At 50.2% G+C, this 14,099-nt stretch carries 9 protein-coding genes; 3 read left to right on the forward strand and 6 right to left on the reverse strand.

Going from position 1 to position 14,099, the window contains the following annotated elements; translation table 11 throughout:
• Window positions 1–81 precede the first annotated feature (81 nt).
• Window positions 82–918, forward strand: a complete 837-nt coding sequence (gene coaW, locus V3C10_19100; protein WVP61389.1) for a type II pantothenate kinase — start codon at window positions 82–84, stop codon at window positions 916–918.
• Window positions 919–1,003: 85 nt separating this feature from the next.
• Here coaW and lspA read toward each other — a convergent pair whose 3' ends face one another.
• The gene (lspA, locus tag V3C10_19105; GenBank protein WVP61390.1) at window positions 1,004–1,504 is read right to left on the reverse strand and encodes a signal peptidase II; all 501 of its coding nucleotides are present in this window, start codon (window positions 1,502–1,504) and stop codon (window positions 1,004–1,006) included.
• Window positions 1,505–1,670: 166 nt separating this feature from the next.
• Here lspA and V3C10_19110 point away from each other — a divergent pair, with 166 nt between their 5' ends.
• Window positions 1,671–3,365 (forward strand): S8 family peptidase, encoded by a 1,695-nt coding sequence (locus V3C10_19110; GenBank protein WVP61391.1) that lies wholly within the window; start codon window positions 1,671–1,673, stop codon window positions 3,363–3,365.
• 47 nt (window positions 3,366–3,412) lie between these two features.
• On the opposite strand, the gene clpX is transcribed toward V3C10_19110, so the two are convergent.
• The 3 genes from clpX to V3C10_19125 form a co-directional block, all read right to left on the reverse strand.
• Entirely contained in the window at window positions 3,413–4,903 is a 1,491-nt protein-coding gene (gene clpX / locus V3C10_19115) for an ATP-dependent Clp protease ATP-binding subunit ClpX (GenBank protein ID WVP61392.1), read from the reverse strand.
• Between the two features lie 46 nt (window positions 4,904–4,949).
• Window positions 4,950–6,365, reverse strand: a complete 1,416-nt coding sequence (locus tag V3C10_19120; GenBank protein ID WVP61393.1) for a transglutaminase-like domain-containing protein — start codon at window positions 6,363–6,365, stop codon at window positions 4,950–4,952.
• A gap of 342 nt (window positions 6,366–6,707) precedes the next feature.
• Window positions 6,708–8,183: a trypsin-like peptidase domain-containing protein gene (locus V3C10_19125; GenBank protein WVP61394.1), complete on the reverse strand. Its 1,476-nt coding sequence runs from the start codon at window positions 8,181–8,183 to the stop codon at window positions 6,708–6,710.
• A gap of 1,126 nt (window positions 8,184–9,309) precedes the next feature.
• Between V3C10_19125 and V3C10_19130 the strand changes: the two genes are divergently transcribed.
• A complete protein-coding gene (locus tag V3C10_19130; GenBank protein ID WVP61395.1) occupies window positions 9,310–10,518 on the forward strand; it encodes a class I SAM-dependent rRNA methyltransferase in 1,209 nt (402 codons plus the stop codon).
• 112 nt (window positions 10,519–10,630) lie between these two features.
• Here V3C10_19130 and V3C10_19135 read toward each other — a convergent pair whose 3' ends face one another.
• A complete protein-coding gene (locus V3C10_19135) occupies window positions 10,631–12,631 on the reverse strand; it encodes an LCP family protein (GenBank protein WVP61396.1) in 2,001 nt (666 codons plus the stop codon).
• 26 nt (window positions 12,632–12,657) lie between these two features.
• The gene (locus V3C10_19140) at window positions 12,658–14,079 is read right to left on the reverse strand and encodes an undecaprenyl-phosphate glucose phosphotransferase (protein ID WVP61397.1); all 1,422 of its coding nucleotides are present in this window, start codon (window positions 14,077–14,079) and stop codon (window positions 12,658–12,660) included.
• Window positions 14,080–14,099 lie beyond the last annotated feature (20 nt).

Genomic DNA, 14,099 nt, shown 5'->3' on the forward strand with positions numbered 1-14,099 from the left:
TTGCTAAAAAACCGCCCTCTGTATATAATGGTAATAATTCGGATATTGAACGGATTACTCTCAACACGGAAGGAAAAAATCATGAAAGCAACGATTGGTATCGATATCGGCGGTTCTACGACGAAAATCGCCGGGTTTTCAGAGGATAAGAAGCTTCTCGGCACGCTCCAGGTCAAGGCCTCGGATCAGATGACGTCCATGTATGGCGCTCTAGGCCGGTTTCTGCGCGAGCAGAGTCTCTCACTGGAGGATGTGTCGAAAATCGTACTTACCGGAGTGGGCGCCTCTTTTGTCAATGAAGATATTTATGGGATCCAGACCGTTAAAGCGGTGGAACTGGACGCCATTGCGCGCGGCGGGCTGGCTCTCGCGGGGCTGGACGCGGCGCTGATCGTCAGTATCGGCACCGGCACCGCCTTTGTAAGGGCGGATCAAAACGAAATCCGTCATATCGGCGGCAGCGGAGTGGGCGGAGGAACGCTCTCCGGACTGGCCTCCCATTTTCTCCACGAAAGCGACATCTTTGTTCTGTCCTCCATGGCGGAAAAAGGCAGCCTGTCAAAGGTGGATCTGATGATGAGCGATATTTTCTGCGGTGACATCGCTTCACTTCCCCCGGAACTGACCGCTGCCAATTTCGGTAAGGTAAAAAATGACGCCAGCGACTGTGACGTCGCTGCCGCCCTGTTTAATCTTGTGTATCAGACCGTCGGTGTCCTGGCTATCTTTGCCCTGACCAACGATACACTGACCGACATCGTCCTGACCGGCTCTCTCGCCTGTCTGCCGCCGGCCGTAAAGGTATTCGATGTGTTTGAGGAGATGAAGGACCTCTATGGCGTCCACTTCATCATCCCGCCGAACGCCGCTTTTGCAACCGCCATCGGCGCGGTTATGCTGAACTTTGATGAAAACTGAGACAGCCTAACCATAACAGCAGAGTCCCGGAAAAACGGCGCTCTGCTGTTTTTTGTGTCTCCCGTTTTTTACGCTCTGCGCTCTTTTATTCTGCCTTTTCCTTCACCTTTTCCGGTATGTTCTTATGCTCTGTGCCGGGAAAAAACTCCGACACGGTCAGGAGAAAGGTTCCAAAGAAGATACAGAGGTCGCCGATATTGAATACCACCTTTTTAAGCCATCCAAACTGAAAGCTGAAATAGTCGACCACATATCCCCGCTTCATCCGGTCAAAAAGATTGCTGAGCGCTCCCGCCGTCACAAAAGTAAAGCCCAGTTTATCAATAAAACGCCCCTTTCTCGTCAGAAGCCACAGAAAAACGCCTGTCACGGCCGACGTAAATGCGAGAGGGACGTTTTTTACAAGCTCCTTGTTCTGTTTGAGAAGTCCAAAACAGAACCCCTCATTGTGATTCCTGTACAGTCTGATCCTTCCGGAAGTTCCCTCTAAATCCCTGGGATAATCCTCCGCTTTCCCAGCTTCTGTTTTACCCTTTAAAAAAATATCGAGCCCAAACAGTCCGGCCATTAAACCCAGAAAATGCATCTTCGTCCTCCCATTCTTTTCTCTCTGTTTTTTCTTTCACTGCTTCTATCGTACCATTTTTTTATATTCCCGTAAAGCTAACCGCAGTAGTTTCTAAAGCATTACATCTAATAATATTTTTCCCGCTCCGGCATATATTAATAAAAACAATTTAAGGAAATTTCTCATGCCGTGCACTGAAAATCCTGCATCCGAATCCATTGCCGATTTTATTCAGCGTTTCTATGTATTCTCTCCTCTTTCCATCCTGGAAGGTGAAGATTTATGTTTTGATTTTGTCAATAACCAGTTTGTTATTATCTACCGTCCGCTCTCTGAAGTGGAACCGATATCCACCGAGAGGATGGGATACGACGCGATCCCAAGCCTTTATACCCTGCTGGATTCCACCAATATGGAGAGCGCCGGTATTTTAAAGACCTTTGATCAGCCGCAGCTTGCGTTCAAGGGGCGCGGAACATTGATTGGCATTATCGATACCGGAATTGATTATCAAAATCCACTTTTCAGAAATCCCGACGGTTCTACAAGAATCGTTGGAATCTGGGATCAGTCAATAGAAGGCCCCGGAATTGAGACCGGCGATATTGTAGAAGATATACGCTATGGAACCGCATACACGGAAGAACAGATTAATGAAGCTTTGAGAAGCGAGAATCCGCTCTCGATCGTCCCCTCGGTAGACACCAACGGCCACGGGACGTTTATGGCGGCCATAGCCGGCGGCAATCAGGTTCCCGCTAAAAATTTTACCGGAGCCGCGCCCGAATGCAGATTTGCAATCGTAAAACTGAAACCGGCAAAAAAATATCTCAGAGATTTTTACATGATCACCGAGGATGCCATCGCTTTTCAGGAAAACGACATTATGCTCGGCATTAAATACCTGAGAATTCTGGCCAGAACTTATCTTCTTCCGCTTACTACGGTCCTGGGGCTTGGAACCAACACGGGAAGCCACAGCGGATCCTCCCCTCTGGCGCGTTTCTTAAATGACACCAGCAACAACGTGGGCCAAATCAGCGTTGTGGCAGGAGGCAATGAAACCGGTCTGGGCCATCACTTTCTCGGCCATATCTCTTCCGAAGAGGAATTTGAGGAGGTGGAGCTGCGAGTAGGCGCCAATGAACCCGGTTTTACCATGGAACTGTGGGCCAGAGAATCCGAACTGTATTCCATTTCCTTTATTTCCCCGACCGGGGAACAGATTCCACGGGTTCCGAATACTTCGCCCGTAGAACACCGGCTCACCTTTCTTCTGGAAGACACGGTCATCTACTTAAGTTACAGCGGGGCGGAAAGCGCAACCGGCAGTCAGCTCATCCTGATGCGTTTTCAGTCTCCCACACCGGGTATCTGGAAAATCAGGGTTCACAATGCCCTGGTTATCCAGGGGGAATACCATATCTGGCTCCCGGCCGCAGGTCTTATTTCGAATAACACCTTTTTCCTGCGCCCCGATCCCAACACGATTATCACCGATCCGGGAAATTCGGCCGTCGTCATCACCGCAGCCGCCTATAACCACCGTAACAACAGCATCTACATTCATTCCAGCAGAGGTTATACGCGAAACGGCGCAATTAAACCCGACCTTGCCGCACCGGGAGTAAGCGTCAACGTTCCCGGCAACCTGACGGCAACCGGCACCTCCGTCGCAGCGGCCCATATGGCAGGCGCGGCAGCCAACCTTCTTTCATGGGCCATCACGGGCAATAATGATCTCACGATCAACACCACCTCGGCCAAATCCATGCTGATCCGCGGCGCACGCCGGAATCCCAATTTCATTTACCCGAACAGGGAATGGGGATATGGGATGCTGGATCTCTATAATTCGTTCCTGCAGTTGAGGCTGTAGCCGTATTGAAGTTCGCTTTACGGCCGGACTGTCGTGCTGTAAAACCTTTATCCTCTCATTTCAATCATAGGCCCGCCGCTCTTTTCCAGATAGGCCCGCGTTATAACAACCGAGCCGATATTGGAGTCCTTCGGAATCTCATACATGATGTCGAGCATAAATTCCTCGATAATCGCTCTGAGTGCGCGGGCTCCCGTTTCCTTCTTAAGCGCTTCCTCTGCAATCCACTCCAGCGCCTCATCCTCAAATACAAGCTTCACCTCATCCAGCTCCAGGAGCTTAATATACTGCTTAAGGATTGCATTCTTCGGCTCTTTCAGGACCTGGACCATCAGCTCCTTTGTGAGCGCCTGCAGCGTCACCACGATAGGAAGACGGCCGAGGAACTCGGGAATCATTCCAAACGCGCGCAGATCTTCCGTCGTCACCTTGGAGAGTATGTTCGGATCCGATTCATATTTATCGCGAAGCTCTCCCATAAATCCCATCGTCGTGGATTTTGTCAGACGTTCCTTGATAATCCCTTCCAAATCCGGGAATGCTCCGCCGCAGATAAACAGGATATTGTTCGTATCGACCGTCGTCATCGGCGTCAGGGCATTCTTCTGGTTCGAGCCCACCGGTACCTCCACCTGGCTCCCCTCCAGAAGTTTCAGAAGTTCCTGCTGTACCGATTCTCCGCTGACGTCACGGTTGGTAATATTCTTCTTTTTCGCAATTTTGTCGATCTCATCGATAAAGATAATGCCGTGTTCCGCTTTCTCCACATCGTTGTCCGCCGCCGAGAGAAGCTTGGAAACCACACTTTCAATATCGTCGCCGATATAGCCTGCCTCCGTAAGTGACGTGGCGTCGGCAATGGCGAGCGGCACATCCAGAAGGCGGGCCAGCGTCTTTACCAGGTATGTCTTGCCGCTTCCGGTAGGTCCCAGCATCAGGATATTGGACTTCTCAATCAGGACATCCTTTTCTTCCCCATCCTCTTTCGGTGTGCCGTTCTGCAGAAGAACGCGCTTGTAATGGTTGTAGACGGCCACGGAAATCACTTTTTTTGCCTTCTCCTGGCCTATTACGTACTCGTCAAGGCGTGATTTAATCACATGGGGAGCCGGAATATCGCGGATGCTGAAATCCGCTTTCTGCTTTTCTTCTTCTTTTTTCTTCTTCACCTTATTCTTTTTGGGAATCTCCATATTAAGGCCGTCCATGTTCGGAAGATCGTTGAGGTTCATGTTCATATACGGCATATTCTGCAGCTTGCTGAAGTCAAATCCGCTCTGTGTTACGGAATCAAATGCTTTCTGCATGCAGTCGTGGCAGAAATTCATCCCGCCCGGCATTGTGATCATGGTTCCCGCCTTGCTCTCCGGCCGGCGGCACACGTAGCAGATTTTCTCATAATCGTCGTCGCTGTCGGAATGGTTCTCTTTTCCCGGAACCGTCTCCCGGTTTACGCTGTTTTCCACATCCTGCGACGTACCGTTATCATGTTCCGTGGACATGCTCTCTTCCAATTTATCTTTTTCTCTGTCTTCCAACGTCTGTTTCCTCCTGTCTGTAAATGCATAATTCGTTTCTCTATCTTTACAGTTCCCTGATTTCCACTATTTCCTGGAGCGTCTCAAATTCTCCGTAAACCAGCGCCCTGTCCTCATACTCTGCTTCCCCCATCTGATTGTCGTATGGGTCGCTTCCATGCCATCTCATCGGCGGCATAAACTGCCAGCCGAATTCTGAATTCATAGGAATCCTGAAGGGATCCAGGTTCCCAAAGTAGAATTCCCTTCTCTCTTCCTTACCGTCGCGGTATGCACCTCCGCCAAATGAGCAGTCCGCATATAGCCAGCCGTAAGGTTCAATATAAAACTGCGCCCAGTCGTGGCAGCCGATATCCCGCGGACTGGCGTAAAGACCTGCCTGCCATCTGGCCGGAATACCTGCAATCCTGCAAAGGGTAATAAACAGGAGAGCCTGGATTCCACAGTCGCCTTTCTGCCCCGAAGCCGCATATCCCGGAATGTCGGTTATGGTAAAATAAGAGCGGACAAAGGAATAATTCACATGCGAAGTAATGTAATCATATATTAGTTTCGCTTTACGCAGCAGATTTGTTTCCTCCCCTGTGATCTCCCCGGCCAGGCTCTTAAGAAACGGTGTAAACCGGATCTGCGGGATCTGTTCCCCCAGCCAGTCTTTCAGCCTGCTTTTGTCGGGGTGAGTCTTCTCCCCGTCTGCCTTCCCGCCTCCGGCGTATGACTTATCCAGGGCTATATAGGGCATATGGTTCTCGAATTCATATTCGATGGAAAAACAGTGATCCTTTCCGGCCTCCGCCTCAAAGCAGACCGTCCTCTGAGGCCAGAGCGGCGGCGCGATACAGAGCGGTTCCATCGATGTGTAAAGAAGCCTGAAATTTCTCACCTGGGAATATTCAAGCGGTATCGGCAGGTAGACCCTTATCTTTTTCCCCTGCTCCGCAGCATCTTCCCTGAGCTTCATCGTGGTCCTGATATGAAAATAGCAGGCAAGGCCTCCCGATTCTTTCATCTTTTTCACCGTTTTATCTCTGAGAATTCCTTCCTGTATCCCATCCTCTAAAAGAGACTTGTCATAGACGCGATCCCTGATATCTTCCCTTGTTTTTACGAGGTTGTCAAAGAAATCGTCTTTAATCCTTCTCTCTCCCTCGATAAACATCCAGTCAATGGCATTGTCGTCAATTAGAGCTTCCAGTTCCTCCGCCGTAAATTCCCCGACCTTTTCCACCGCAATCTCCATGGCCTGCTCCGTGGTATATGGGTACTGCAGGGGGAGCCGGCTTATTATTTCGCGTTCCAGCCTGAGCCTTTCCTTCAACATCTCCGGCAAATCCTTTTTAAGGCGTGCTTCAATCAGACGGAGCGCTCTGTTAAAATCCCCGTGCCATTTCAGTTTCTCTATATCCTCCGGCAGCGGCGCAGTAAGCGCAGCCAGACTTTTCGCTCTGTTTTCTTCCATCATGATACGTTCCTCCATCCTTCGGCAGCTACCGCAGTTAAAGTATCCGCCCTGCTTCTCAGTATACAATATTTACCCTGAAAAGTCATTGGAAAGTTTTTGTTACAGGGGGGGCGGCCACCGGCCGGCCGTTCCCGTTCCCCCGTTGGCCAATTGGAATTTTCAAGTCGCTGAAACGGGCAAAAAAGCTGCTGCGCACGCAGAGGGCCGCCATGCCCGGAAGGTAAAATGTTCTTTTCACATTCTGCCTGTTCCGTGCACAGCGGCCCCGCTGTTCTTTCAGTGTATGTTTAATTGTTATGCTTCACCGCACACAGTCTGGCGGCAAAGCGTGAACTGTTTCATTTAGTTCTGCTGTACTTCCTGTTTCTGGCTGTCTTTTTTGAAGCCCAGTGTAATCTGTACCTGCCGTTCAACATAGGCTCCGTTTTCCAGGCTCTGTACCGTAAGAGTTACATTGGAGCCGCCCTTGTAGTAGGTCAGCATCTTCTGAAGCTCGTCTCCCGTCTTAACCGTCTCACCGTCAAATTTTGTGATGATATCGCGCTCACGCAGGTCGGAATTGGCCGCAGCTCCGCCCTCCACAATCTTATACACATAGATTCCTTCCGGCATTCCATATGCCTGTGCCATTCTGCTGTCGATATTCTGAAGCTGGATTCCCAGGTACCCCTGCTGATCCTCATCCACTGTGATCTTGGTCGTCTTTGTCATCAGGTCGTCAATGATGTCCTTTGCAAAAGAAATTGGAATGGCATAACCGATACCCTCAACATCCGTATCCGCATATTTGGCGGCGTTGATGCCAATCACCTCGCCCTGCATGTTAAGGAGCGCTCCGCCGCTGTTGCCGGGGTTGATAGCCGCATCCACCTGAAGGAGCGTCCTGTCCACTCCGCCGATGGTTACTTCTTTATTCAGTGCGCTTACATAACCTACCGTCACGGACTGGCCCTGGCCGAGTGCATTGCCGATGGCAACAACTCCCTGGCCCAGTTTCAGTGTATCGGAATCGCCCAGTGTGGCCGGCTGGATTTTGCCCCTTGTCTCCTCCGGAATGTCGGAAAGGTTGACCGCGATTACCGCCAGGTCCGAATCGGAATCCGTACCCTTGACCGCTGCTTTCACCGTTGTATTATCGATAAATGTAACGGAAAGCTCCTCTGAACCTTCTACCACGTGATTGTTCGTCACAATCAGAAGTTCCGAATCATTCTGGCCCGCTATGATACCGGAACCGCTGCTCGGCACCTCGTAGGACTGTTTTCCGAAAAACCAGTCTTCCTGTGTGTAGATCATCTTATTATTAATGGCTACGACGGACGGCATTGCCTTGTCAACAATTGCCGACACATCATTGCCCGTGGACACAGGCACTGCCGCTGCTGTTGGCTGTTCCGCCGTAGCCTGTGTCGAAGGAGCGGCCGCCTCGCTGCTCTGCACCGTCTCCTGCGTCATGCGCCCGGCCAGGATATTCACACCCGCCATCGTCCCTCCGGCCACACAGCCGAAAAGGATTCCCGCCGCCGCAATCCCTGCGAACCGCTTTGCCATACGGCCGCTTTTTCTGTGACCGCGGTTTGGTTCCTGAGGAATATAGCTCCTGTCAGGACCTCCGGTATTTCCAGAATACCTTCCATCAGAACCTCCGGCATTTCCCATATATCTGGAATCGTGGTAGCCTCCGTAACTGTTCTCCGGCCTCCTGGAAGAATTACTGTCGGCATAAGCTCCTTCCGTATAATTTAAATCATTGTCAGGATTGTGTTCCGGACCCAAACCATTGCCCTGGCGATTGTCATGTTCATTTTCATTATACATAATCATGTCTCCTCTCTGTTTTCTATTTTTCTATCGTTTTTTCTGTATTTATCTCTTTACAAGGCTTAGTCTATCAGCTATTTGTGATGGAAGTGTGAAGAAAATATCACCAAATTATGTTTTATAATTTTTTTTATTATTCAGCCATAAAATAAGGATTTAATTGAGGAATGAGAACGCCGCCGTTAGGTCGGGGGGCGGGATGGTGAGAGGGAGGTTGTGAGTCTTCAGTCCCGGCTTGCAGGTTGTCGCGGGTGGGGAATCCGGGCAGAAAAAGTTCCTGCGGGAAACGCTTGCGCTCTTTGAAGTGCATAGCAGTACTAAGGCGCCCAAATACGCCGCCTAAGTACTGATGGACTTCCAGGTTCCCTGCGGAATCTTTTTCTCCCGGATTCCCCACAGGAAGGTTATGTCCGGGACTGAAGACGCGAAGGTTTTCGCCATCCCGAACCCCGGCCTGCGGCCGCTGATTTGTTCTTATTCCTTCAAAGGGGGGAGGTATTGTCGCTGCCACTACGTTTCCTCGAATTCCAGGAGAATGCCCCCTGTATGGTATTCAATTGATGAATCAGAGCTTTAGCGCATGACCTATCCTTAAATAACTATTGAATTTTTTGATTCATCATTAAGTTTCGCTTTGGATTTTTCTCTGAATCCAGCCCGAAATACCTTCATAAAGTAAAAGATTCACGACTACATAGTGGACACGACAATACCTCCCCCCTTACTTGACGAAAGAGACAATCAGCCCTGAAGCCGGCGGACGGGGCAACAACCTTCCCTGAGTCTTCAGTCCCGTCGACAACCTGCCCGGGGGAAGGAGGAGAAAAACTTTCCGAAGGGTGACCTTGAAGCCCGCCGGTGCTTAGCGAGGTCCTTTCGAGCTTAGCATCCGCTGTGCGCTTCACAAGCGGGAGCGTGTCCCCGCAGGAAAGTCTTTCTCCGGATTCCCCCTCACCACAACCTACAAACCGGGACTGAAGACTCATATCCAACCTCCCACTCCCCCATCCGCCGTCTTACAGAGGCGTCCTCGCATCTCAACTAAATCCTTATTTCTGCTTGCCACCCATTTCCCACTCCTGTATACTTGTAACAAAACGATAAAAGAAAGAGGGATAACGATATGAATGAACAGGCAGTAGTCCATATAAAAAAAGGTGAAGCCCGTTCCCTGAAGGCAGGCGGAATGTGGATTTATGATAATGAAATAGAACGGATTGAGGGAGAGTTTGAAAACGGGGACATGGTAAGAGTGCTGGACTTTGACGGTTATGTCCTGGGAACCGGTTTTATTAACACCCGCTCCAAGCTGACCGTCCGCATGATGTCGCGCAGGAAAGATACGGTGATTGACAATGCATTTATCGAGATGCGTGTCAGAAATGCCTGGGAATACAGGAAAGCCACGGTGGACACCTCCAGCTGCCGCATTATTTTCGGTGAGGCCGATTTCCTGCCGGGTATCGTGGTTGATAAATTTACCGATGTCCTCGTTGTGGAATCACTGGCGCTCGGCATCGACCGCTTAAAACCCATCATCCTGGACATCCTCAAAAAAGTGCTTCTGGAAGACGGAATCCGCATCCGGGGCATCTATGAACGCAGTGACGCCAAGGTACGGCTTCAGGAGGGTATGGAACGGTATAAGGGATTTATCGGAGAACCGTTCGACACCCGCGTGGAGATTGAAGAAAATGGGGTGCGCTACTATGTCGATGTGAAAGACGGACAGAAGACCGGTTTTTTCCTGGATCAGAAATATAACCGTCTGGCCATCCAGAAACTCTGCAAGGGAAAACGTGTCCTGGACTGTTTCACCCACACCGGCTCCTTTGCCTTAAATGCAGCGGTCTCGGGAGCCAAAGAGGTCCTTGGTGTGGATGCCTCAGAGCTGGGAATCGCACAGGCGAGGGAGAATGCCGAATTAAACGGCGTATCCAAAACCGCCTCCTTCCTCTGCGCCGATGTGTTTGAACTCTTACCTGAGCTGGAACAAAAGGGGGAAAAGTTTGACGTGGTTATTCTGGATCCTCCCGCCTTCACGAAATCCAGAAATTCCATCAAGAATGCGGTCAAGGGATACCGGGAAATCAATATGAGAGGACTCAAACTGGTAAAAGACGGAGGATTCCTCGCTACCTGCTCCTGCTCCCACTTCATGAATCCGGAGCTTTTTACAAAAACCATCCGGGAGGCCGCCACAAGCGTCCACAAACGTCTCCGCCAGGTGGAATATCGGACACAGGCGGCAGACCATCCGATTCTCTGGTCCGGCGATGAATCCTCCTATTATCTGAAGTTTTACATTTTTCAGGTGTGTGACGAAAAATAAAAAACAGCGCCCCTGCGGGCCGGTTTTCTGATAACCTGTCCCGCAGGGGCGCTGTCGTTGTTACAATATAATACGGTTCTATCACAATACAATTCTGTTATAATCTGAAACTCTAATATCCCGGCGGGCCCGAATATTCCACGTTGTTCCCGGAATTGTTCGAACCCGGTGTGTTATAATTGCTGCCGTTTCCACTTCCCGTGCCCGTTCCCGGCGGCAGAATCACACCCGTGTCCGTATTGCTTCCCGGCGCCTGATTCTGGTTCTGGGAGTTGGACGCTCCACCTCCCGGCGCATTATTGTAGCCCGGTGACGTTTCGCTTCCCGGCGCATTATGATTGCCGTTGCCGCCTCCCGGGTAGTAACCGCCCATGCCCTCCGTGCCCGGATGTGTGCTTTCTTCCGTCGTTCCCGGCCTCATAACGCTTCCTGTCTCTGTCTCCATAAGCCTTTCCGAGGGTCTTGACGGATTGCTCTCATTCTCCCTTGACGGGAATATCATATTTCCCTGGGAATCCGTTTCAGCCTCCGTAGGCCTGCCCGGGTAATATCCCGAGGATGACGATTCGTCCATTCCGTGGGTGCCGTGCTCACTCTCCCCGGATTCAATTGTAATATCGCTTCCATGTTCCTTTGTCTCTTTCGTCTCATCCGCCGCCGTCGTTTTCGGAACCTGGCCGCCGCCCGTTCCCATGTCACCGGCAGGCTTGGCCTCCTTCGCAAGGCCCGTATCGGAAATAATTTTCCTGCTGATGCTCTTTACCGTATCCGTTGGCACATAGTTCTCATCGCCAAACAGGAACTTATGGAGTTCGATTACATTTTTCTCAAGAGTCTGCGGGATGACGCAGTCTCCCTTTTTCCCCATCTTGGCTTCCCCTCTGGCGCTGGGAAATCCGATGGTATCGCTCATATGGAACTTTGGCAATGTCCTGGCTACCGAAAGCAGGTCACTAAGCTGAATACTGGTCGAAACCTGCGGATATATGGTCTGTATGACATTGTTGATTGTAGACCAGTCGGCTTTTTTAAACTTCTCAAATGCAAGGGTAATAACCTTCCTCTGCCGTTCCGTTCTGGCATAATCCGTATCCATGAGGCGGAGTCTTCCGTAGGCCACGGCCTGGACACCGTCCAGATGGTTCATTCCCGTCTTCTTCAGATGGACGGAATAAACTCCCGTCGCCTTGACCGTCTCGGTGATGAAGGCATTAATATAGTAAAGTTCCGCCTTACTTATCTCCACATCGATACCACCCAGGATATTGATGGCATCCGCCACCGCCTTCCAGTTAAATGTAGCGTAATCGTCTATATCCAGATCCAGGTTCTTGTTCAGAGCCTTTACAGCCTGCTCAGGTCCGCCCTGCAGGTATGCCGCGTTGATTTTATTGTATGAATTTTTGTCACTGATGTTGAGGTACGTATCACGGAAAACGGAAACCAGCTTAATCTCACCCGTATCCATGTTAATATTGCAGATCATGTTTACATCCGAGTTGTTTCCCTTACCCACCGATGAATTACGGCTGTCAACGCCGAAGACGGCAATCGTCCAGTACCCCTTCATCTGCTCCTGCTTTTCCTGTGAGATTTCAATATTTTTAATCTCGTCCGGATTCCACTGAAGCCTCGACATGCCGCTTAGCCGCTTGTCCACATAGGAATATGCGGCAAAGGCAATGACGCTCAGGAGGATCAGTACTTCAAAGAGAATAATAACAATCTTTCTTTTCCGCTTCTTCGCTTTTTTCCTGGCAGGAGTATTATAAATTCCTCCGCCCTTTTCCGGCTCACCGCGGCGTCTTCCCTTATCTTTTTCCTGCGGTGCCTCTTTCCGGCCGCGGCTTTTTTTCCGGCTTTCCTGCTCCTGACTCGGCTTGCCGCGGTTTGGCCTCTCATGATTCGGCCTGTCGTAATTCGGCCTGTCATAGTTCGGCCTGCGGCTGCCTCCGTCCGTAAATGTATCTGTGATCAGGTTAAGCCCAGGCTGTGAATACCCAGGCTCTCTGTGTTTTCTCTGTTCAATTTCCCTGTCCCCCGTCCGTTTGACAGGCTGTCTGGCCCGGCTCTTCCTGTTTCTGGAGCGGTCCACCTCGTCATCATATCCCATGCAGCTGACCTCTTCTCAAATATATACTAATATGCATTCTTGTTGATAAATCCCTTAAAGAATGTCAGGAATAAAATTTTAAAATCAAATCCCAGGGTCCAGTTCTCAATATAGTAGAGATCGTGTTCAATTCTTTTCGTAATCGAAGTATCTCCCCTGTATCCGTTGACCTGAGCCCAGCCGGTCATTCCCGGCCTTACCTGGTGCTTAATCATATACCGCGGGATTTCCTCTTTAAACTTCTCCACAAAGAACGGCCGCTCAGGCCTTGGTCCGACAAGGCTCATATCGCCTTTGAGGACATTAAACAGCTGTGGCATCTCATCGATGCTTGTCTTTCTGATAAACCGGCCGATGGAGGTAACCCTCGGATCCCCCGGCGTTGTCCACTGGCTTTTTTCCTTGACCGCGGGCTGAACCGTCATCGAGCGGAATTTATACATCTTAAAAGGTTTATTGTGAAGTCCGACGCGCTCCTGGCTGAAAATAACCGGTCCCGGGGATGTTATCTTGATCCCGATTACGGTCAGAAGCATAAACGGTGAGAATAAAACCAGGGCCACCAGCGCTCCGAAAATATCCACACTCCGCTTTACCGTCGCATTCATCAGACTGGTCAGCGGGACATGGCGGATATGGATGACGGGAAGGCCCTGAAGATCCTCCATAAACGGTTTTGTCGGAATAAAGTTGTGGTAATCCGGGATAAATTTCGTATGAACGCCTGATTTCTCACAAACGGCCACAATTCTCTCCAAATCACCGTACTCTTTGATGCTCAGCGTGATGGCAATCTCGTCCAGGGTATTAAGTTCAAGAATTGTATCCAAATCAGTTGTCTTACCAATGACCCGCACATCCTTATATTCCCTGCCCCATTCCTCGTGATCGTCCAGAATTCCCCTGACCTTGTACCCCCACTCGGGGTTTGCATTCACCCGGTCGATAAATCCCTCGGCCGCGCGGCTGTACCCCACAAGGAGAAGATGCTTCTGGTTGTATCCCTTCGAACGCATGGAACGAAGCGCCTTGCGCAGAATATTCCTGACCAGGACTTCGCTGATTACATTGATTACAAAGAAGACTACCAGCATGGAGCCGGAAAAGTTTATAAAATATGGGTTTTTCCTGAGGGCGAACAGGAACAGTGAAATGATCAGAAGGCCGATTGTGTTGGCTTTCAGAATATTCGCCAGCTCAAGCCTGCGCCCCTGCACCCGCTTCGGTGTATATAAATGAAAAAAAGCATAGAGTATCAGATAAAACGGCACAATAACCACGGCAGTCATCAGGTATACGACCGCCATTACCTGTTTATTGTGAGGCGTCACACCAAACCATGGATTTCCAATCTGAATATACCAAGCCAGGGCATAGGAAAGCAGTATTACAATGGCATCCAATACCACATGGAAATTATTCAGACGTTTCTGATTATCTTTTATCATAGTATCTCACCTAGATCCTG

Source organism: [Clostridium] symbiosum (genome assembly GCA_036419695.1).
Taxonomy (GTDB): domain Bacteria; phylum Bacillota; class Clostridia; order Lachnospirales; family Lachnospiraceae; genus Otoolea; species Otoolea symbiosa_A.

Coding starts and splice junctions, on each gene's coding strand:
- coaW (WVP61389.1), top strand. CDS start 82: ATGAAAGCAACGATTGGTATCGATATCGGCGGTTCTACGACGAAAATC.
- lspA (WVP61390.1), bottom strand. CDS start 1,504: ATGCATTTTCTGGGTTTAATGGCCGGACTGTTTGGGCTCGATATTTTT.
- V3C10_19110 (WVP61391.1), top strand. CDS start 1,671: ATGCCGTGCACTGAAAATCCTGCATCCGAATCCATTGCCGATTTTATT.
- V3C10_19120 (WVP61393.1), bottom strand. CDS start 6,365: ATGATGGAAGAAAACAGAGCGAAAAGTCTGGCTGCGCTTACTGCGCCG.
- V3C10_19125 (WVP61394.1), bottom strand. CDS start 8,183: ATGTATAATGAAAATGAACATGACAATCGCCAGGGCAATGGTTTGGGT.
- V3C10_19130 (WVP61395.1), top strand. CDS start 9,310: ATGAATGAACAGGCAGTAGTCCATATAAAAAAAGGTGAAGCCCGTTCC.
- V3C10_19135 (WVP61396.1), bottom strand. CDS start 12,631: ATGGGATATGATGACGAGGTGGACCGCTCCAGAAACAGGAAGAGCCGG.
- V3C10_19140 (WVP61397.1), bottom strand. CDS start 14,079: ATGATAAAAGATAATCAGAAACGTCTGAATAATTTCCATGTGGTATTG.